The sequence below is a fragment of the Zhengella mangrovi genome (assembly GCF_002727065.1).
GTDB classification, from domain to species: domain Bacteria; phylum Pseudomonadota; class Alphaproteobacteria; order Rhizobiales; family Rhizobiaceae; genus Zhengella; species Zhengella mangrovi.
On the sequence record NZ_PDVP01000002.1, the window covers coordinates 492,158 to 511,456 of the forward strand.

The 19,299-nt window shown below is 67.0% G+C and carries 18 protein-coding genes; 13 read left to right on the forward strand and 5 right to left on the reverse strand.

Going from position 1 to position 19,299, the window contains the following annotated elements; all coding sequences use genetic code 11:
* Nucleotides 1-86: 86 nt before the first annotated feature.
* From mltG to fabD, 5 genes are all read right to left on the reverse strand, one after another.
* Nucleotides 87-1,274, reverse strand: coding sequence for an endolytic transglycosylase MltG (gene mltG, locus CSC94_RS06250; RefSeq protein WP_099304925.1), 1,188 nt, complete (start codon nucleotides 1,272-1,274; stop codon nucleotides 87-89).
* An 83-nt stretch (nucleotides 1,275-1,357) separates the two neighbouring features.
* Nucleotides 1,358-2,620, reverse strand: coding sequence for a beta-ketoacyl-ACP synthase II (gene fabF / locus CSC94_RS06255; RefSeq protein ID WP_099304927.1), 1,263 nt, complete (start codon nucleotides 2,618-2,620; stop codon nucleotides 1,358-1,360).
* Between the two features lie 80 nt (nucleotides 2,621-2,700).
* Complete coding sequence (locus CSC94_RS06260) at nucleotides 2,701-2,937, reverse strand: acyl carrier protein (protein WP_099304929.1); 237 nt, start codon at nucleotides 2,935-2,937, stop codon at nucleotides 2,701-2,703.
* A gap of 146 nt (nucleotides 2,938-3,083) precedes the next feature.
* The gene (gene fabG / locus CSC94_RS06265) at nucleotides 3,084-3,821 is read right to left on the reverse strand and encodes a 3-oxoacyl-[acyl-carrier-protein] reductase (protein WP_099304930.1); all 738 of its coding nucleotides are present in this window, start codon (nucleotides 3,819-3,821) and stop codon (nucleotides 3,084-3,086) included.
* A gap of 39 nt (nucleotides 3,822-3,860) precedes the next feature.
* Complete coding sequence (fabD, locus tag CSC94_RS06270) at nucleotides 3,861-4,802, reverse strand: ACP S-malonyltransferase (protein WP_099304931.1); 942 nt, start codon at nucleotides 4,800-4,802, stop codon at nucleotides 3,861-3,863.
* A 223-nt stretch (nucleotides 4,803-5,025) separates the two neighbouring features.
* On the opposite strand from fabD, the gene CSC94_RS06275 reads away from it, so the two are divergent.
* The 13 genes from CSC94_RS06275 to CSC94_RS06335 all read left to right on the forward strand — a co-directional run bounded on the left by CSC94_RS06275 (nucleotide 5,026) and on the right by CSC94_RS06335 (nucleotide 19,299).
* Nucleotides 5,026-5,334: a hypothetical protein gene (locus tag CSC94_RS06275; RefSeq protein WP_099304933.1), complete on the forward strand. Its 309-nt coding sequence runs from the start codon at nucleotides 5,026-5,028 to the stop codon at nucleotides 5,332-5,334.
* Nucleotides 5,335-5,602: 268 nt separating this feature from the next.
* Nucleotides 5,603-6,052, forward strand: a complete 450-nt coding sequence (gene rpsF, locus CSC94_RS06280; protein ID WP_099304935.1) for a 30S ribosomal protein S6 — start codon at nucleotides 5,603-5,605, stop codon at nucleotides 6,050-6,052.
* A 12-nt stretch (nucleotides 6,053-6,064) separates the two neighbouring features.
* Nucleotides 6,065-6,313 (forward strand): 30S ribosomal protein S18, encoded by a 249-nt coding sequence (gene rpsR / locus CSC94_RS06285; protein ID WP_009450256.1) that lies wholly within the window; start codon nucleotides 6,065-6,067, stop codon nucleotides 6,311-6,313.
* A 150-nt stretch (nucleotides 6,314-6,463) separates the two neighbouring features.
* Entirely contained in the window at nucleotides 6,464-7,417 is a 954-nt protein-coding gene (locus tag CSC94_RS06290; protein ID WP_099304937.1) for a DUF2232 domain-containing protein, read from the forward strand.
* 30 nt (nucleotides 7,418-7,447) lie between these two features.
* The gene (gene rplI / locus CSC94_RS06295; protein WP_099304939.1) at nucleotides 7,448-8,059 is read left to right on the forward strand and encodes a 50S ribosomal protein L9; all 612 of its coding nucleotides are present in this window, start codon (nucleotides 7,448-7,450) and stop codon (nucleotides 8,057-8,059) included.
* A gap of 268 nt (nucleotides 8,060-8,327) precedes the next feature.
* A complete protein-coding gene (locus CSC94_RS06300) occupies nucleotides 8,328-9,815 on the forward strand; it encodes a replicative DNA helicase (RefSeq protein ID WP_099304941.1) in 1,488 nt (495 codons plus the stop codon).
* Nucleotides 9,812-10,960 (forward strand): alanine racemase, encoded by a 1,149-nt coding sequence (alr, locus tag CSC94_RS06305; protein ID WP_245408272.1) that lies wholly within the window; start codon nucleotides 9,812-9,814, stop codon nucleotides 10,958-10,960. The genes CSC94_RS06300 and alr overlap by 4 nt, the downstream gene beginning before the upstream one ends.
* A 169-nt stretch (nucleotides 10,961-11,129) precedes the next feature.
* Nucleotides 11,130-12,467, forward strand: a complete 1,338-nt coding sequence (locus CSC94_RS06310; protein WP_099304943.1) for a hypothetical protein — start codon at nucleotides 11,130-11,132, stop codon at nucleotides 12,465-12,467.
* Nucleotides 12,468-12,608: 141 nt separating this feature from the next.
* The gene (gene radA / locus CSC94_RS06315; protein ID WP_099304945.1) at nucleotides 12,609-14,009 is read left to right on the forward strand and encodes a DNA repair protein RadA; all 1,401 of its coding nucleotides are present in this window, start codon (nucleotides 12,609-12,611) and stop codon (nucleotides 14,007-14,009) included.
* A gap of 45 nt (nucleotides 14,010-14,054) precedes the next feature.
* Nucleotides 14,055-14,609, forward strand: coding sequence for a CvpA family protein (locus tag CSC94_RS06320; RefSeq protein WP_099304947.1), 555 nt, complete (start codon nucleotides 14,055-14,057; stop codon nucleotides 14,607-14,609).
* 92 nt (nucleotides 14,610-14,701) lie between these two features.
* Complete coding sequence (gene purF, locus CSC94_RS06325) at nucleotides 14,702-16,183, forward strand: amidophosphoribosyltransferase (protein WP_099304949.1); 1,482 nt, start codon at nucleotides 14,702-14,704, stop codon at nucleotides 16,181-16,183.
* An 11-nt stretch (nucleotides 16,184-16,194) separates the two neighbouring features.
* Nucleotides 16,195-16,941, forward strand: a complete 747-nt coding sequence (locus CSC94_RS06330; RefSeq protein WP_099304951.1) for an SDR family NAD(P)-dependent oxidoreductase — start codon at nucleotides 16,195-16,197, stop codon at nucleotides 16,939-16,941.
* Between the two features lie 114 nt (nucleotides 16,942-17,055).
* A complete protein-coding gene (locus tag CSC94_RS06335; protein ID WP_099304953.1) occupies nucleotides 17,056-19,299 on the forward strand; it encodes an AMP-binding protein in 2,244 nt (747 codons plus the stop codon).

Sequence of the window (19,299 nt, forward strand, 5' to 3'; positions counted from 1 at the left end):
CGCCTTCCTCTCGCGGCCCGGGCGCCAGCGCCGGCACGGTATCCGCGCTGCGCTCCGGCCCCCGCGGCCTGCCGTGCCGCATTGCCTTACTGGGCCGGCTGTTCCTGCCCGCCCTGAACGGCCTCCGTTGCGGCCTTGTCCGCCTCGGCTTCCTCTTTCTTCTTCAGTTCACGCCAGCGCCGGACGTTGTCGTTGTGCTCGTCCAGCGTTTCGGAGAACACGTGCCCCCCGGTTCCGTCGGCGACGAAATAGAGGTCGCTGGTCTGCGACGGGTTGGCCACCGCTTCCAGCGCGGCGCGGCCGGGAATGGCGATCGGACCGGGCGGAAGGCCATCGATGACATAGGTGTTGTAGGGCGTCGGCTTGTCGATGTCGGACCGGTAGATCGGGCGGTCGGCCGGCTTGCCCTCACCGCCGAACAGGCCGTAGATGATCGTCGGGTCGGACTGGAGGCGCATGCCCTTGCGCAGGCGGTTGATGAAAACCGCGGCCACCCGGGGACGCTCGTCGGCGACGCCGGTTTCCTTCTCGACGATCGACGCGAGGGTGACGAATTCGTTGATGTCCTTGACCGGAAGGTCGGGTTCGCGGCGATTCCAGATGCGCTCGACGAGCTGTTCCTGGGCCTTGCGCATGCGATCGACCAGTTCGGTGCGCGACGTGCCGCGCTCGAACTTCTGCGTATCGGCGATCAGGCTGCCTTCCGGCGGCATCTCCGCCGGCATGTCGCCCGAGAGGACCTCGTTGCCCGCGATGCGTTTCATGACCTGGTCGACGGTCCAGCCTTCCGGGACGGTCAGCGAATAGAGGATCGAGCGGCCGCTTTTCAGCAGTTCCATGATGTCCTTCATGGAGGCGCCGGCCTTGATCTCGTATTCGCCGGTCTTCAGCTTGCCGTCATTGCCGAAGGCGCGGACGCCGAGCGAGAAGATGCGCTCGTCGGAAATCAGGTTGCGCCGCGCCAGCAGCGCCGCGATCTGGCTGGTCCCGGCGGCCTTGGGGACCGAGAAAGTGGTCGCGGTAGCCGACGGTCCCGGCGCGAAGAATTCCTGGCGGCCGAACCAGAGGGCGATGCCCACGGCGATCACCACCAGGATGACGGTGGACAGGGCAAAGTTGAGAAAGACCACGAACTGGTTGCGTGCCGCGCGCGACCGGCGCGGCGGCGGCGTGCCCTGTTCGGGACGGAAGGCCTGGCTCGGCGACTTGGGCACAATCGGCCCGCCGGAGCCACTGCCATTGCGGCCAAAGCGGTTTTGTGGCGTGTCGTTCATCGGTTTCCAGCCATCATGCCTGTGTCTGTTTCGCGCAATGCGGAGTCTTCGGCAGCCAATATGGCAAAATGGCGGATTTCGCCTCAGCCGTCATAGCGGCGGAAGACGAGCGACGCGTTGGTGCCGCCAAAGCCGAAGGAATTGGAGAGCGCCACGTCGATCTGGCGTTCGCGGGCCTTGTTGGGCACCAGGTCGATCGCCGTTTCGACGGAAGGCGTGTCGAGGTTGATCGTCGGCGGGGCCACGTTGTCGCGGATGGCGAGCAGCGAGAAGATCGCCTCGGCCGCACCGGCGGCACCGAGCAGGTGGCCGATCGAGGACTTGGTGGAGGACATCGAAACCTTCGACGCGGCATTGCCGAGCACCCGCTCGACCGCCGCCAGCTCGATCACGTCGGCCATGGTCGAGGTGCCGTGGGCATTGATGTAGTCGATGTCGGCGGGCGCGATGCCGGCCCGCTTCAGCGCCGCCTGCATGCAACGGAAGGCGCCGTCGCCGTCCTCGGAGGGCGCGGTGATGTGATAGGCGTCGCCGGTCAGGCCATAGCCAACCACTTCGCCGTAGATCTTGGCGCCACGGGCCCTGGCGTGTTCGAGTTCCTCGAGCACCACGACGCCGGCCCCCTCGCCCATGACGAAGCCATCGCGATCGGCATCATAGGGCCGCGACGCGTGTTCGGGATCGTCGTTGCGCTTGGTCGACAGCGCCTTGCAGGCGGCAAAGCCAGCCAGCGACAGGCGCGTGACGGGCGCTTCCGCTCCGCCGGCCACCATGACGTCGGCATCGCCGAGCATGATCAGGCGGGCCGCATCGCCGATGGCGTGGGCCCCCGTGGAGCAGGCCGTGACGACCGCGTGATTCGGCCCCTTGAAGCCGTGGCGGATCGAGACCTGTCCCGAGATCATGTTGATGATGTTGCCGGGAATGAAGAAGGGCGAAATGCGCCGCGGACCCCGGTCATCGAGGATCAGCGTGCTTTCGGAAATGCCATCGACACCGCCGATGCCCGAGCCGATCAGGACGCCGGTGGCGCACTGGTCGTCATAGCTCGCGGCCTTCCAGCCGGAGTCGGCAATCGCCTCTTCCGCCGCCGCGATACCATAGAGAATGAAGGTCCCGACCTTGCGCTGCTCTTTCGGTTCGAGCACCGCATCGGGATTGAAGGTGTTGCCGGAGCCATCGCCGCGCGGAATCACGTGGGCGATCTTGCATGCCAGGTCGTCGGTCTGGAACGTATCGACCTTGCGGCACGCGGATTTCCCGGCAAGAACCTGCTTCCACGTATGCTCCGCGCCGACGCCGAAAGGCGAAAGCAGGCCGATACCGGTGACAACGACTCGCCGCATGCGAGACCCTCCAATGGTTCAGCGCTGGGACTGGAAACAGGCGCCACGGGGGCGGCCGGAAAGGGCCGCCCGACTGGCGATCAGGCCGAGGCCTTCTCGATGTACTTGACTGCGTCGCCGACGGTCAGGATCGTCTCGGCGGCATCGTCCGGGATTTCCACGCCGAACTCTTCCTCGAAGGCCATGACCAGCTCAACGGTGTCCAGGCTGTCAGCGCCCAGGTCATCAATGAAGGACGCGCCTTCGTTGACCTTGTCGGCGTCAACGCCCAGATGCTCAACGACGATTTTCTTGACGCGGTCTGCGATATCGCTCATGTCGGAACCCTCGACTTGGTTTAAAAAAAGGTGCGCCTTCGTTAACGGCAGGCCTGCCGGTAATCAAGCTGAAAGATGGCGGACCAGAGGGAAATACCCAATTCTTCGGGGCTTGCCCTGCCCCCTTGCCGCCAAATTTGCCGGTTTCAGATCATCGCCATGCCGCCATTGACGTGAATCGTCTGGCCGGTGACGTAGCCGGCGCCGTCGGAGGCCAGCCAGGCGACCGCCGAGGCGATCTCGTCGCCCTTGCCCATGCGCTTCATCGGGATGGCGCCCATGATGGCGTCCTTCTGCTTGTCGTTCAGCTTTTCGGTCATGTCGGATTCGATGAACCCCGGCGCAACGCAGTTGACGGTGACGTTGCGGCTGGCAATCTCCTGGGCCAGCGACTTGGAAAAGCCGATCATGCCGGCCTTGGAGGCGCAGTAATTGGCCTGGCCGGGATTGCCGGTCACGCCGACGACGGAGGTGATGTTGACGATGCGGCCGAAGCGGCGGCGCATCATCGGGTGCGTCAGCTCGCGGGTCAGCCGGAAGACCGCCGTCAGGTTGACCTCCAGCACCGCGTCCCAGTCGGCATCGGACATGCGCACGAACAGCCCGTCGCGGGTGATGCCGGCGTTGTTGACAAGGATGTCGACGCCTTCCAGCTCGGCCTCGGCCTTCTGGCCCAGCGCCTTGACGGCATCACGGTCGGACAGGTTGGCCGGCAGCACGACGACCCGGTCGCCGAGATCGGCGGCGAGGCTGTCCAGCTTCTCCACACGCGTGCCATGAAGGCCGACGGTGGCGCCGAGGGCATGAAGCTGGCGGGCGATCGATTCGCCGATGCCACCGGTGGCGCCGGTCACGAGGGCCTTGCGGCCGGTCAGGTCGATCATGATGTCTTCCTTTCGGGTTGCGGGCGTCGCGGGCGGCGATCACGCCAGCGCGGCGAGCGCGGTGTCGATGTCGGCGGGCGTGTTGACGGCGATGCCGGACACGGACTTGTCGATGCGGCGCGCCAGGCCGGTCAGGACCTTGCCGGAGCCGATCTCGTAGGCGGTGTCGATGCCGTTGGCGGCGAACCACTGGACGGTCTCGCGCCAGCGCACGCGGCCGGTGACCTGTTCGACGAGGCGGGCGGCGATCTCGTCGGGATCGGTCAGCGGCGACACGGTGACATTGGCGATGACCGGAACGACCGGCGCCGCCTTGGCGACCGTGGCCAGCGCCTCGCGCATGGCGTCGGCGGCAGGCGTCATCATGGCGGAATGGAACGGCGCGGAGACCGGCAGCATGATGGCGCGCTTGGCCCCCTTCTCCGAGGCCAGTCCGGCGGCCTTCTCGACCGCGGCCTTGGCGCCGGAGATCACGATCTGGCCGCCGCCATTGTCATTGGCGATCTGGCACGGGCCGGCGGCGGACGCCTCGTCACACACGGCGGCGACATCCGGCTCTTCCAGGCCGATGATGGCGGCCATGGCGCCCTCGCCGGCCGGAACGGCCGCCTGCATGGCATTGCCGCGAATGCGCAGCAGCCGCGCGGTATCGGCCAGGGTAAACATGCCGGCGGCACAGAGCGCGGAATATTCGCCCAACGAATGGCCGGCGACGCAGGCCGCCTTGTCCTTCAGCGAGAAACCGCGGGCTTCCATGACCCGCATGACGGCCATGGAAACCGCCATCAGCGCCGGCTGGGCATTGGCCGTCAGCGTCAGCGTCTCTTCCGGCCCGTCCCACATGACAGACGAGAGCTTCTCGCCGAGCGCCTCGTCGACCTCGTCGAAGACGGCACGCGCCTCCGGAAAAGCGTCGGCCAGGTCCTTGCCCATGCCCACCGACTGGCTGCCCTGGCCCGGAAACATGAAGGCGATCGCCATGATGTTGTCGCTCCCTGATCTCTTGATTGCGCGGCTCGATCAAGTGCCCTCGTTGCGCAGGAGTGCGGCGAAAGTCAAGCGGCGGGTTGCGATTGCGCCGGTTCACGGCGCTCCGGGACGGCCGTTCCGCGGTGCGTTCCGGCAGCCGCAAATCCGCCACGATCGGGGCGCTGAGCTTGCCCCGCTCCGCTCCATTCCCGGCAGCGGCAGGGGACATGAACGCATGCGCATGCGTGACACAGGGCCGGCAGCCATGCCCGAAACGGCTGCATTCCCGCTTTCCGGCATTCTCCCGCAACGCCGCGTCGTCAACGCGGCAGTCATCATGGGCGTGGTCGGCATGACGCTGTTCATCGCCACGGAGGCCTACGCGGCGGCAGCGCTTTCAGCCTGGGCGGTCGGCGGGCTGCTTCATCTCGGGCAGACCACGACGCTCGTCATCGGCGGCCTGTTCGCCATCGGCGCCACGGCCGCGACGGTGGCCTCGGCACGGCTTGCCTGGCACGCGGAAACCGATCCGGAAAACAATTGACGCGGCGCTGTCCGCGGCCGGGCTTGCGCATCGGGCGAAATGCTGTATAAGCGCCCCGTTCTGCCGGTCATGGCCGGGGGTTGAACGGAGGGTTTTGTCCTTTTGACGGGGCAAAGCAGAAGCCAAACGGTCTTCGGCCTCCCTTCCCGTCTCCGCTCTCGACCGCACGCACGCGCCTTTCTTCTCCGCCACATGCGGATTTCCCGGAAAGTCGCAGAGGCTTAGCCGCCATGGACGGCAGACGGAAACGGAAGAAAGGCAGAGACAAATGGCTCTTTACGAACATGTGTTCCTTGCCCGTCAGGACCTCTCGCAGCAGCAGGTCGACGCCCTTGTCGAACAGTACAAGGGTATCGTCGAGCAGGCTGGCGGGTCCTTCGGCAGGATCGAGAACTGGGGACTGAAGTCCCTGGCCTACCGGATCAACAAGAACCGCAAGGCCTACTACACGCTGATCAACATCGAGGCCCCGGCCGAGGCGATCAACGAGATCGAGCGCATGCAGCGCCTGTCGGAAGACGTGCTGCGTTACATGACCGTGCGCGTCGAAGAACACGAAGACGGCCCGTCGGCCATGATGACCCGCCGCGACGAGCGCGGTCCGCGTGGTGACCGTGGCGATCGCGGTCCGCGCGGCGATCGTGGTGACCGTGGCGATCGTGGTGACCGTGGCGATCGCGGTGACCGTGGCGACCGCGGCCCGCGCCGCGACAACTAAGGAGAACCGATCATGGTCGACATCAACCAGATCCCGACCCGGCGTCCGTTCCACCGTCGCCGCAAGACCTGCCCGTTCTCCGGTGCCAATGCGCCGAAGATCGACTACAAGGACATCAAGCTCCTGCAGCGCTACATTTCCGAGCGCGGCAAGATCGTGCCGTCCCGCATCACGGCCGTCAGCCAGAAGAAGCAGCGCGAACTCGCCCGTGCGATCAAGCGCGCCCGCTTCTTGGGCCTGCTGCCCTACGTGGTGAAGTAAGCAGACCGCATTCGCAGGGCCGGCGACCCCGGTTGCCGGCCCCGCAGCACCAGACCAGAAGGCCCCGCGTGAACGGCACGCGGACGCCACGACAAACCCGGGTTGGGGACCGCGTCCCCTAACTGCTTGAACAAGCAGGACAGCAAGCGAATGAACAGACAGACCATCGCCATTGGCGCCGGCATCCTGGCCGGCCTTGCAACCGCGGCGCTCTCGGCAGCGATGAGCGGCGGCATGGCGTTCCTGTTCATGCTCTCTCCCCTGCCGCTGATGCTGGCCGCGCTCGGCTTCGGCGCCATTTCCGGCCTTGCCGCCGCGCTGACGACGGTCGTCGTCGTTGGCGCCATGGCCGGTCTGATCGGCGCGGCGGTCGTCGCCGCGATCATCGTCGTTCCCTCCGTTCTGGCGGCGCAACTGGCCAACCTCGCCCGCCCGGCCGAGGAAGTCGGCGGACCGGCCGGCAAGCTGGTGTGGTTTCCGCTCGCCGACATCCTTTTCTACACCGGCCTGGCGATTGCCGCCGGGTTCATCGTCACCGGCATCATCCACGGCTACGGCGATGCTTTCGGAACCGAGCTGACTGCCCGCCTGATGGAAGCGATGCAGCAGGCCGATCCGCAGATGCAGCTGACCAGCGACCAGATGAGCGAGCTTGCGGCGATGATGACCGCGCTTCTGCCGGCGCAACTGCCCTTCGTGTGGATGTGCGTGCTGGTCGCCAACCTCTACACCGCGCTGGCGCTTGCCAACCGTGCGGGACAGCTGAAACGCCCCCATGACGCCTGGCCGATGGCGCTGCGCATGCCGCGCGCCGCACTGCCCGTCTTCGCGGTGGCGATGCTGCTGACGCTGGCGAGCGGCGGCCTCGGCCATATCGGCTCGGCGGTCTCGGGCGCCATGGCGGCCGGCTTCATGATGGCCGGGTTCGCCATGCTGCACGAGCGCTCGATGGGCAAGCCGTGGCGGCCCGCCGCGCTGGGCGCGGCCTATCTCGCCGCCCTGTTCTTCATTCCCGTCCTGCTGATCTTCGCGATGGCAGGGCTGACCGACACGCGCCGCCCGGCAGGCATTTCGGATGCCGGCGGTCCACCACCCCTTCCCTGAACACTCCGGATCCAACGAAAGGAAACACCAATGGACGTCATCCTGCTCGAACGCATCGCGAAGCTCGGCCACATGGGCGACACCGTGAAGGTCAAGGACGGCTTTGCCCGCAACTTCCTGCTGCCGCAGGGCAAGGCGCTGCGCGCCAACGCCGCCAACAAGGCCCGTTTCGAGGCCGAGCGCGCCCAGCTGGAAGCCCGCAACAACGAACGCAAGGCGGAAGCCTCCACGATCGCCGAAGGCCTCGACGGCAAGTCGTTCATCGTGGTTCGCGCCGCCGGTGAGACGGGCCAGCTCTACGGTTCGGTCGCCGCGCGCGACGTCGCCGAGATCCTGGCCGGCGAAGGCTTCGCGGTCGGCCGCAACATGGTCAACCTGAACCAGCCGATCAAGGCGATCGGCCTCAGCGACGTCGTCATCGCCCTGCACCCGGAAGTCGAGGTCACGGTGACGCTCAACGTCGCCCGTTCGACCGACGAGGCCGAGCGCCAGGCCCGCGGTGAGGACCTCACCTCCGCCGAGGCCATCTACGGCGAGGACATCAACGACGCCGCCCGTCCGGACGAGTTCTTCACCGGCGACGAGGAAGAAGGCTACGAGGAAGGCGAGGCTTCGGCCGAGGAAGGCGAAGACAACGCCTGATCCTGCCCCTGGCAGACAGACCGCGAAAGCGCCCGGTCCCCGCGGCCGGGCGCTTTTCTTTCGCCTGCCATGGCCGATAATGAACGGCCCGATTCGGCCCCGCGACCTGTCAAGGCGGCGGGGCGGCCGGGGGGCGAATAGTTATCCCCAGCCTGTGAGTAACGTGGGTAAGCCGCCCGGGAAGCGAAAGCCGCCGGATGCGGCTTGCGCGGGCTGACAGGACGTCTAAACCGGGACCCTGGCAGGGTGGAAAGACGAGGCAGGACCAATGGCCGAGGCGGCACGCAAACTCGACAGCAAGGACAACGCGCTCTACCGCGAGGCTCCCAACAACATCGAGGCCGAACAGGCGCTGCTCGGCGCCATCCTGGTCAACAACGACGCGTTCTACCGGGTCTCCGACTTCCTCAAGCCGGTGCATTTCTACGAGGCGCTGCACCGCAAGATCTTCGAGACCGCCGGCGAACTGATCCGCATGGGCAAGTCCGCCAACCCGGTGACGCTCAAGACCTTCCTGCCGGCGGAGGAGCGCGTCGGCGACATGACCGTCGCCCACTACCTGGCGCGGCTGGCGGCCGAGGCCGTGACGATCATCAACGCCGAGGACTACGGCCGGGCAATCTACGACCTGGCGACCCGGCGCGCGCTGATCACCATCGGCGAGGACATGGTCAACATCGCCTTCGACGCGCCGGTGGACATGGCGCCGCAGGAGCAGATCGAGGATGCCGAGCGGCGGCTGTTCGAACTGGCCGAGACCGGGCGCTACGATGGCGGTTTCCAGAGCTTCACCGACGCGGTCAAGACGGCCGTCGACATGGCCGGGGCGGCCTACCAGCGCGAGGGCCACCTGTCGGGCATCTCGACCGGCTTCCGCGACATCGACCGGCGGCTCGGCGGCCTGCAGCCCTCCGACCTCATCATCCTGGCCGGGCGTCCTGCCATGGGCAAGACGTCGCTGGCCACCAACATCGCCTTCAACGTGGCGGCGGCCTACGAACCGGCCGAACAGGCCGACGGGTCGGTCAAGGCGGAGCGCGGCGGCGTGGTCGGCTTCTTCAGCCTGGAAATGTCGGCCGAGCAGCTCGCCACGCGTATCATCTCCGAACAGACGGAAATCTCGTCGTCCAAGATCCGCCGCGGCGAGATCACCGAGACGGATTTCGAGAAGCTGGTGGCCTGCTCGGAAATGCTGCAGCGGGTGCCGCTCTACATCGACCAGACGGGCGGCATCTCGATCGCCCAGCTGACGGCGCGGGCGCGGCGGCTGAAGCGCCAGCGGGGGCTCGACGTCATCGTGATCGACTACGTCCAGCTGATGCAGGGCTCGTCGAAATCGAGTCAGAACCGCGTGCAGGAGATCACCGAGATCACCACGGGGCTGAAGGCGCTGGCCAAGGAACTCAACGTTCCGATCATTGCGCTGTCGCAGCTGTCGCGCCAGGTGGAAGCGCGCGACGACAAGCGCCCGCAGCTGGCGGACCTGCGCGAATCGGGCTCCATCGAGCAGGACGCCGACGTGGTGCTCTTCGTCTACCGCGACGAATACTACATGCAGAACCGCGAGCCGGAGGAAGGCACGGCGGAACATGCCACCTGGCTGGAGAAATTCGAGCGCGTGAAGGGCAAGGCGGAAATGATCATCGCCAAGCAGCGCCACGGCCCGACGGGCACCGTCGAACTCGCCTTCGAGGGCCAGTTCACGCGCTTCTCCGACCTGGCCGAGGAGGACCGGCTGCCGGAGCGCTTCGAGTGAGCCTGCCGTCCGCCGATCCGCGCATCGCCACGGCCCGCCTGACCGTCGATCTCGACGCGCTGGCATGGAACTACCGGCTGCTCGCCGAGTGGTCCGGCCAGGCCAATGCCGCCGCCGTCGTCAAGGCGGATGCCTATGGCACGGGGCTGGAGCAGGCCGGCACAGCGCTGGCCGGGGCCGGATGCGAGACCTTCTTCGTGGCCGTGCCCGAAGAGGCGGTGCGCCTGAAGCGCGTGCTGCCGGGCGCCCAGGTGTTCGTGCTGTCGGGGATCTTCGACGAGGAGAGCGCGGCCGTGGTGGCCGAGGCCGGCGCGGTGCCGATCCTCAATTCGCTGGACCAGATTGATCTCTGGGCGGGCTACTGGAAGGCGCGCGGATCCCGCCGGCCCTGCGCCATCCATGTCGACACGGGCATGAACCGGCTTGGCCTGTCGGAAGCCGAAGCGCTGGCCTTCGCCGACCGCAATGCGCGCGATCATCTCGTCACGCCCATCCTGCTGATGAGCCACCTGGCCTGCGCCGACCAGCGCGACCATCCGCTCAACCGGCAGCAACTGGACACCTTTCAACGGGTTCGCAGCGCTTTCGGAGACATCGAATCAAGCCTGGCCAACTCGGCCGGCGTTTTTCTCGGCTCCGATTACCATTTCGAGCTGACCCGGCCGGGTATCGCCCTTTATGGCGGCGAAGCGGCCAGCGGCATGGCAAACCCGATGCGCGCGGTCGTCAGGGCGGAGGCGCGCATCCTGCAGGTGCGCCGCGTGCGCGCGGGCGAGCCCGTCTCCTACGGCGCGGCGCAGGCGCTGGAGCGCGACAGCCTGGTGGCGGTCTGCGGCGCCGGCTATGCCGACGGCTATCACCGCGCCGGATCGGGTGCCGGCGTGCCGCTGCGCGGCAGCGTCGCGGGCGGTTTTCACGGCGCGCTCGCCGGTCACCGCGTTCCCGTGGTCGGGCGGGTGACCATGGACCTGACGCTGTTCGACATCACCGATGTTCCCGATGCCGGGATCGCGGGCGCCGAATGGATCGAGCTGTTCGGCGGAACGATCCCGCTGGATGACGCGGCGCGGGCGGCGGGCACCATCGGCTACGAGCTGCTCACCAGTCTCGGCGCGCGCTACCACCGCCGGCATGTCGGCGGCTGATCACGGAATTCGGGCGATGTGTCACCTCCGCGGCGGCACACGCTGAGAGTTTGAAACAAGCTTTAGCAACCCGCGCGACCATTTCTTAGACCGCCGCTGCTATCGATTGCCACGTGTGCAATCTATGGGGGTATCGGTGTCTATATTAGGTACTTTTGATTTAGTTGGCATGTGGCGCCGTTTCCGTGAAAGCCGGAAGGGAAGCATCGGTCCGGCCGCGGCGGTGATCATGCCGGTCCTGGCGCTGTCCGTGGCCATCACGCTTGAAACCGCCGACCAGTCGCGGATCAAGGGGATGATGCAGGCGTCGCTCGATGGCGCGCTGCTGGCCGTGTCCGCCAAGGCGAAGGCCATGAGTGGCCGCACGCCGGTGTTCTTCATGATGCCCTTCCTGAAGGCGGCCTTCATTCAGGACTATTCCGCGAACTTCTCGCAGGTGATGTACGGCAATTCCGACTTCACGCTGAACGAGGAAGACCTGACGCTGACGTATGATGCGGCCACCAAGACAGCATCGGCCCAGGTCTCCTTTTCGAACCCGGCGACCTTTGCGCTCATCCTCAACAAGACGAGTTTCGACTTCAAGGTCGAGGGGAAGACGAAGCTGGATACCGACAAGCGGTACTTCGTCATCGACATCGTCATGTGCATCGACGCGACGGGATCCATGCAGAACACCCTGGACGGCGTCACAAAAAGCGCGGGCACGTTCAACACGGACCTGCGCGATGCCATCGGCCTGCCGCCCGGGGACGAAACGGTGAAGGTCCGCGTACGCCCGATCTTCTACCGCGATACATGGGACACGCAACGGGTGCAGTACTGGTGGTACAGACCCAGCCTCTACTACAACTACTACACCAACTACCTCGTGCCGACCACGCGCGACCCCAAGTTCTATCCCGCCTTCCTCGCACGGCCCGATTTCATCGACCTCAATCCGAACCCGAGCACGAGACTGAACAGCGTCACCCAGAACACCGAGCTGGCCCATTATCTCGGTTCGCAGCGGGCGGCAGGCGGCGGCGACGGGCCTGAACTTGCCGAGCCATGCCTCAACGAAGGCATCCGGGCCGACTGGTACAAGGTCGATTCCGCGGAATCCCGGGAGTTCTTCAACATCCCCGCCAGCACCGCCATCCGGCAGCTTGGCGAGGAACCGCCAGCCAGCGGCGACGTGGCCTATGTCAGCGTCGTGCCGGTCATCGCGTTCTGGACCGATGCGACCATGCAGCCGCTCACCTCCGCCTCGAACGACGTTTCCGCGACCACCCCGCGGACCTGGTCTGACTTCGAGGCCCTGTGGATGGACCCGGCGGTCATCAACCAGAAGCGCAAGATCCTGATCAGCTTCGGCCGGAACACCGGCACCGGCTGGGACACCGTGACCAGGTGGGACCACTACGCCTATGGCGGCAGCCTTGCCGAAGGCAACACGCAGGCGGCGAAAATCATCGCCGAGGAGATCAAGCGCGTCGCGCCCGAGGTGATCCGCATTTCCAACTAGCCTCCCGACCGGTGCCGGCAGGTCCGGTCCGGCTTCACGGCCGGGCCGGGCCTGCGTTTTCCCGTGAAGACCGCCGCGTCGCGGTTGACGCCTGACGGCCGATCTGGCAGATGGAACATAAGTGGAACATCTGGACGGCGCATGGCACGGGTCAAGACACAGTTCGTCTGCACGGCCTGCGGCACGGTGCATCCCCGCTGGGGCGGGAAATGCGACGGCTGCGGCGAGTGGAACACGCTGATCGAGGAAGGCAGCCAGGGCGGCGGCGTGGGCGGCGGGCCGCAGGCCCTGCGCTCGGTGCGCAAGGGCAAGCCGGTGGCGCTGACGACGCTTTCCGGCGAAATCGAGGATGCGCCGCGCATTGCCACCGGCATCGCGGAGCTCGACCGGGTGACCGGCGGCGGCTTCGTGCGCGGGTCGGCCCTGCTGGTCGGCGGCGACCCGGGGATCGGCAAGTCCACGCTGCTGATGCAGGCGGCAGCCGCGCTGGCACGGCGGAACAACCGCGTCATCTATGTCTCCGGCGAGGAAGCGGTGGCGCAGGTGCGCCTGAGGGCGCAGCGCCTCGGCGCGGCGGATTCGGCGGTGGAACTGGCGGCCGAAACCAATGTCGAGGACATCCTGGCAACGCTCGAACAGGGCCCCCGGCCGGATTTCGTGATCCTCGATTCGGTGCAGACGCTGTGGACGGACCTGGCCGAATCGGCGCCCGGCACCGTCACCCAGGTGCGGGCCTCGGCACAGGCGATGATCCGCTATGCCAAGTCCACCGGCGCGGCGGTCGTGCTCGTCGGTCACGTCACCAAGGAAGGCCAGATCGCGGGCCCGCGTGTCGTCGAGCACATGGTCGACGGCGTGCTCTATTTCGAGGGCGAAGGCGGGCACCAGCACCGCATCCTGCGCACGGTGAAGAACCGGTTCGGCGCGACCGACGAGATCGGCGTCTTCTCCATGGGCGACCGCGGCCTGTCGGAAGTGGCCAACCCGTCGGAGCTGTTCCTCGGCGAACGCTCCGCCAGTTCCCCCGGGGCGGCGGTGTTCGCCGGGATCGAGGGCACGCGCCCGGTGCTCGTCGAGATTCAGGCCCTGGTGGCGCCCTCCCCGCTCGGCACGCCGCGGCGCGCCGTCGTCGGCTGGGACTCCTCGCGCCTGTCGATGGTGCTCGCCGTCCTCGAGGCCCATTGCGGGGTGCGCTTCTCGCAGCACGACGTCTACCTGAATGTTGCCGGCGGCTACCGGATTTCCGAGCCCGCGGCCGATCTTGCCGTGGCCGCGGCACTGGTTTCGTCGCTTGTCGGTCTTGCCCTTCCCGCCAATAGCGTCTATTTCGGCGAAATCAGTCTGTCCGGGGCAGTCAGACCGGTTGGCCATGCAGCACAAAGGCTCAAGGAAGCCGAGAAGCTGGGGTTCGGCCAGTCCGTCATGCCGTCCGGTGGCGAAGACGCTGGGATGCCGTCCTCGATGAGCGCGTTCCAGCCGAAGACGCTGGTCGAACTGGTGGCGCGGATCGCCGGAGATGCGCAGGCCAACGGACGGACGTGAAAGGGATTGAGGCGCGGTCGCGCTGGCACAAGGGTCTGAAAGCACATGCCCATCACCATTCTCGACGGCGTGCTGATCGCGTTCACTCTGGTTTCGGCGATCCTGGCGATGGTCCGCGGTTTTTCCCGCGAGGTGCTGTCCATCGCCTCGTGGGTGGCGGCCGGCGCAGCGGCCTATTTCTTCTTTCCGCTCGTCACGCCCTTCCTGCGGCCCTATATCAGCAATGAAAAGATCGCCATGGCCGGCGCGGCAGCGATCGTCTTCTTCATCGCGCTGATCATCGTCACGGTCATCACCATGAAGATCGCCGATTTCATCATCGACAGCCGCGTCGGTCCGCTCGACCGGACGCTGGGCTTCGTCTACGGTGCGGCGCGCGGCGTTCTCGTGGTGGCCGTCGGCCTGATGTTCTTCAACTGGCTGGTCGCCAACAACCCGCCGGCCTGGGTGGCCAACGCCAAGTCCAGGCCGATGCTGGAAGCCGTTGGCGGCAAGATCCAGTCGCTGCTGCCGGACGATCCGGAGAACTCGATCCTCAAGCGGCTGTCGCCCGGATCGGGCACTGACGAAGCACCCGCGGACGGACAGGACAACACCTGACCGGCCGGCGTTGCACAGCCACGACAGAGCCCTGCCAGCGGCATGACCCGGCGGGCTCCGACGTATTTTCACTGGCAGAAAGGCCGCAGATCATGGCAGACGCGGATCACAACCCGGTTTCCGACGCCCCGTTCGACAACGAAGCCGATGCCTTTCGCGACGAATGCGGCGTCTTCGGCATCTACGGCCGGCAGGATGCCGCCGCGATCGTGACGCTCGGCCTGCATGCCCTGCAGCATCGCGGCCAGGAAGCGGCCGGCATCGTCTCCTTCGACGGCTCGCAGTTCCATGTCGAGCGGCATATCGGCCTGGTCGGCGACACGTTCACCAAGCAGGCGGTCATCGACCGGCTGCGCGGCCACCGCGCGATCGGCCATGTCCGCTACTCGACGACGGGCGGGGCCGGCCTGCGCAACGTGCAGCCGCTTTTCGCGGAACTCGCCGAGGGCGGGTTCGCCGTGGCGCACAACGGCAACATCACCAATGCCATGACGGTGCAGCGGCAGCTCCAGAAACAGGGTGCCATCTTCACCTCGACCTCGGATACCGAGACCATTCTCCACCTCGTCGCCATGAGCCAGGAGAAGGGTTTCAACAACAAGTTCATCGATGCCGTGCGGCGGCTCGAAGGCGCGTTCGCGCTGGTGGCCATCTCCAACAAGAAGATGGTCGGCTGCCGGGATCCGCTCGGCATCCGCCCGCTGGTGCTCGGCGACCTCGACGGCGCCTATATCCTGGCCTCGGAGACCTGCGCGCTGGATATCATCGGCGCGCGCTACGTGCGCGACGTCAAGCCCGGCGAGATGGTCGTCGTCACCGACAAGGGCATCGAGAGCCATTTCCCGTTCGAGACCGCCTCGTCGCGCTTCTGCATCTTCGAATATGTCTATTTCGCGCGGCCGGATTCCTCGGTCGAGGGCCGCAACGTCTATGGCGTGCGCAAGCATATCGGCGTGGAACTGGCGCGCGAGAACCCGGTGGAGGCCGACCTGGTGGTGCCGGTGCCCGATTCCGGCGTCCCGGCGGCCATCGGCTATGCCCAGGAAGCGGGCCTGCCGTTCGAACTCGGCATCATCCGCAACCACTACGTCGGGCGGACCTTCATCCAGCCGACCGATTCGATCCGCCACATGGGCGTCAAGCTGAAGCACAATCCCAACCGCAGCATGATCGAGGGCAAGCGCGTCGTGCTCGTCGACGATTCCATCGTGCGCGGCACCACGAGCCAGAAGATCGTGCAGATGGTCCGCGATGCGGGCGCCAAGGAGGTGCACATGCGCATCGCCTCGCCGCCCACCCGGGCCTCCTGTTTCTACGGCGTCGACACGCCGGAAACGGCCAAGCTGCTGGCGTCGCGCATGTCGATTGCCGAGATGGCCAACTTCATCCGCGTCGATTCGCTCGGCTTCCTGACCATCGACGGCCTGTACCGCGCGGTCGGGGAAGCAGCACGCAACGGCGAGGCGCCGCAGTTCTGCGATGCCTGCTTCACCACCGACTATCCCACGCGCCTGACCGACCACGAAGGCTCCGACAACGTGCGCCAGCTCTCCGTCCTGGCCGCCAACAACTGACAAGCGTTTCCATGACCGATCTTCCCGACCTTTCCGGCCGGCTGGCCCTCGTCACCGGTGCTTCCCGCGGCATCGGCTATTTCCTGGCAAAGCACTTCGCTGCTGCCGGCGCGCATGTCATCGCGGTCGCCCGGACCCAGGGCGGGCTGGAGGAACTGGACGACGAGATCCGGGCGGGCGGCGGCTCGGCAACGCTGGTGCCGCTCGACGTGACCGACTACCCGGCGATCGACCGGCTCGGCGGCACGATCTTCGAGCGCTGGGGCAAGCTGGATATCCTGGCGGCCAATGCCGGCGTGCTCGGCAGCATTTCGCCCATCGGCCACGTCGAGACCAGGGTGTTCGACAAGGTAATGGCAATCAACGTGACGGCGACATGGCGGCTGATTCGCTCCACGGACCCGCTGCTGCGCCTTTCCGACGCCGGCCGCGCAATCATCCTGTCGTCCGGCGCGGCGCACAGCTGCCGGGCCTTCTGGGGCCCCTATGCCGCCTCCAAGGCGGCCGTGGAGGCGCTGGCGCGGTCCTGGGCGCACGAGACCGAAAACATGGCGCTCAGGGTCAACAGCGTGAACCCCGGCGCCACGCGCACCGCGATGCGCGCGCAGGCAATGCCGGGCGAGGATCCCGATACGCTGCCCTCGCCCGACGGCGTGGCGCGGGCCATCGTTCCTCTCGGCGACCCGGCCCTGACGGTCACCGGCAAGCTGTTCGACGTACCGCAGGGCCGCTTCCTGGACTACCATCGTCCGGACTGACCGGACCGCTGCCAGCCCATCGTGCCAATTGACCTTGGCTGATCCTGCGTTACGCTCCCGGTTCAGGACCGGTCGGACCGATGACCCTGTCCGATGCGAGCGGAGGAGAAGCGCATGGCCCTTGCCGGGATGGTCCTAGCCATTGCCGTGGTTGCCTATGCAATCGCCGTTCTCGTCCAATGGCTTGGCGGGACCGGCTCGCTGGCGCAGGCGTTCTGGGTCATGCCGTTCAAGCTGATCTGGCGTCTCGACGACAGCCGGCTCGCGGTGGCGACGGGTGCACCGGCCCCGGTGGTCTATGCCGTCCTGCACCAGTCACGCATCGATCCGGCCATCATGCTGGCCACGCTGCCGGACGACACGCTGCACATTCTCGACCAGGATACCGCGCAGGCCGGCTGGATGGAGCCCTACCGGGCGCTGGCCCGCACCATCGTCTTCAAGGCCGAGCATGTCTTCGTGTCGCGGCGGCTGGTGCGGCACCTGAAGGGCAATGGACGCCTGGCGGTCTACCTGCCGCCGGCCATCGAGCCCGACCGCAAGACGCTGCGGCTGTACCGGGCGGTGGCCCGGATCGCGCTTCGCTCCGGCGCCTCGGTGGTGCCGGTCGTTATCGACGGGGCGCGCCACCTGCCCTCGTCCCTCATCGCCGCGGAGCAGGCGCCCCGCCATCGCCTGCAGCCGCTGGCAATCCACGCGCTGCCGCCGATGACCATGGAGCAGCTCATGGCACGCGGGCCGCTCGGCACGACGACGGCGACCAATGCCTTTTTCGACCGCATTGCCGATGCCCGCTTCGTGGCCAATGCCGCCACCAGTTCCACGCTTTATGACAGCATGGTCGCGGCCGTGCGGCGGTTCGGGCCGAACGGCCAGGCGCTCTCCGATCCGCTGACAGGGTCGCTCACCCGCAAGCGCGTCATGGTCGGCGCGCGCGTGCTGGCGCGCCGCTTTATCCGGCTTGCGAAACCGGGCAAGCCGGTCGGCCTCATGCTGCCGAACGCCAATGGCGTGGCCGTCGCCTTCTTCGCCATCCAGGGCACGGGGCGCCCGGCGGCGATGATCAATTACACCGCCGGTCCGGCCAACGTGGCCTCGGCCATCCGCGCGGCCGGCATCGGCACGGTGATCAGTTCGAAAGCCTTCGTCGAGAAGGCCGACCTTGGCGCGGTGGTCGAGGCGATCCATGCGGCCGGCGCGCAGATCGCCTGGCTCGAAGACATCCGCGACAGCATCACCTGGCCGGAGAAGCTTCTCGGCGCGGTGTGCTGGGCGCGTCCGCCGGTCCGGGCGCAGGCCGATGACCCGGCCGTCATCCTGTTCACCTCGGGCTCGGAGGGCACGCCGAAGGGCGTGGTGCTGTCCCATCGCAACATCCTCGCCAACGTCGCCCAGATCGCCGCGCGGATCGACTTCTCGCCCGCCGACCGGCTGTTCAACGTGCTGCCCGTCTTCCATTCCTTCGGCCTGACCGGCGGTACGATCCTGCCCATGCTGGGCGGCGTCGATCTCTTCCTCTATCCCTCGCCGCTGCATTACAAGCTCATCCCGCAGGCCGTGGCCAAGGTGAAGCCGACCATCATGTTCGGCACAGACACCTTCCTGAACGGCTATGCACGCACGGCCCGCGACAGCGATTTCGCCTCGCTGCGCATGGTCGTGGCCGGCGCCGAAGCGGTGAAGCCGGAAACCGAGCGGGTCTGGCGCGAGCGCTTCGGCGCGCAGGTGCTGGAAGGGTTCGGCATGACCGAAGCCGCGCCCGTGGTGGCGGTCAATTCGCACACGCACGGCCGGCTTTCCACCGTGGGGCGCCTGCTGCCCGGCATCGAGGCGCGGCTGGAACCGGTGGACGGCATTCCCGTCGGCGGACGGCTGTGGCTGAAGGGGCCGAACCTGATGCAGGGCTACCTGACCGCGAAGCGGCCGGGGGAATTGCAGCCGCTCGCCGACGGCTGGCACGACAGCGGCGATATCGTGGCCATCGACCGCGACGGCTTCGTCGCCGTGAAGGGGCGCGCCAAGCGGTTTGCCAAGATCGCCGGCGAGATGGTGTCGCTCGGCGCGGTGGAAATGCTGGTTCAATCGCTCTGGCCGGAGGAGCGCCATGCCGCCGTTTCCGTGCCGGACAAGCGCAAGGGCGAGCGTATCGTGCTGGTGACGACGGCGACCCAGGCCGACGCGGAGAAACTGCGCGAGTTTGGCCGCCATGCCGGGGCCGCCGACCTGATGGTGCCCAACGACATCGTCAAGGTGGGCGACATACCCGTGCTGGGGTCGGGCAAGACCGACTATGCCGGCGCGCGCGCCATCGCGCTCGAGAAACTCGGTCTTGACGAGAAGCCGAAGGACGGCGCCTGA

What these genes read in the sequence shown, in the direction of transcription:
- CSC94_RS06300 (WP_099304941.1), top strand. Translation starts at nt 8,328, where the DNA reads ATGGCCGAGGCGGCACGCAAACTCGACAGCAAGGACAACGCGCTCTAC.
- fabD (WP_099304931.1), bottom strand. Translation starts at nt 4,802, where the DNA reads ATGGCGATCGCCTTCATGTTTCCGGGCCAGGGCAGCCAGTCGGTGGGC.
- fabF (WP_099304927.1), bottom strand. Translation starts at nt 2,620, where the DNA reads ATGCGGCGAGTCGTTGTCACCGGTATCGGCCTGCTTTCGCCTTTCGGC.
- CSC94_RS06335 (WP_099304953.1), top strand. Translation starts at nt 17,056, where the DNA reads ATGGCCCTTGCCGGGATGGTCCTAGCCATTGCCGTGGTTGCCTATGCA.
- fabG (WP_099304930.1), bottom strand. Translation starts at nt 3,821, where the DNA reads ATGATCGACCTGACCGGCCGCAAGGCCCTCGTGACCGGCGCCACCGGT.
- rpsR (WP_009450256.1), top strand. Translation starts at nt 6,065, where the DNA reads ATGGTCGACATCAACCAGATCCCGACCCGGCGTCCGTTCCACCGTCGC.
- mltG (WP_099304925.1), bottom strand. Translation starts at nt 1,274, where the DNA reads ATGAACGACACGCCACAAAACCGCTTTGGCCGCAATGGCAGTGGCTCC.
- CSC94_RS06290 (WP_099304937.1), top strand. Translation starts at nt 6,464, where the DNA reads ATGAACAGACAGACCATCGCCATTGGCGCCGGCATCCTGGCCGGCCTT.
- purF (WP_099304949.1), top strand. Translation starts at nt 14,702, where the DNA reads ATGGCAGACGCGGATCACAACCCGGTTTCCGACGCCCCGTTCGACAAC.
- CSC94_RS06260 (WP_099304929.1), bottom strand. Translation starts at nt 2,937, where the DNA reads ATGAGCGATATCGCAGACCGCGTCAAGAAAATCGTCGTTGAGCATCTG.
- CSC94_RS06310 (WP_099304943.1), top strand. Translation starts at nt 11,130, where the DNA reads ATGTGGCGCCGTTTCCGTGAAAGCCGGAAGGGAAGCATCGGTCCGGCC.
- radA (WP_099304945.1), top strand. Translation starts at nt 12,609, where the DNA reads ATGGCACGGGTCAAGACACAGTTCGTCTGCACGGCCTGCGGCACGGTG.
- CSC94_RS06275 (WP_099304933.1), top strand. Translation starts at nt 5,026, where the DNA reads ATGCGCATGCGTGACACAGGGCCGGCAGCCATGCCCGAAACGGCTGCA.
- CSC94_RS06320 (WP_099304947.1), top strand. Translation starts at nt 14,055, where the DNA reads ATGCCCATCACCATTCTCGACGGCGTGCTGATCGCGTTCACTCTGGTT.
- rpsF (WP_099304935.1), top strand. Translation starts at nt 5,603, where the DNA reads ATGGCTCTTTACGAACATGTGTTCCTTGCCCGTCAGGACCTCTCGCAG.
- CSC94_RS06330 (WP_099304951.1), top strand. Translation starts at nt 16,195, where the DNA reads ATGACCGATCTTCCCGACCTTTCCGGCCGGCTGGCCCTCGTCACCGGT.
- rplI (WP_099304939.1), top strand. Translation starts at nt 7,448, where the DNA reads ATGGACGTCATCCTGCTCGAACGCATCGCGAAGCTCGGCCACATGGGC.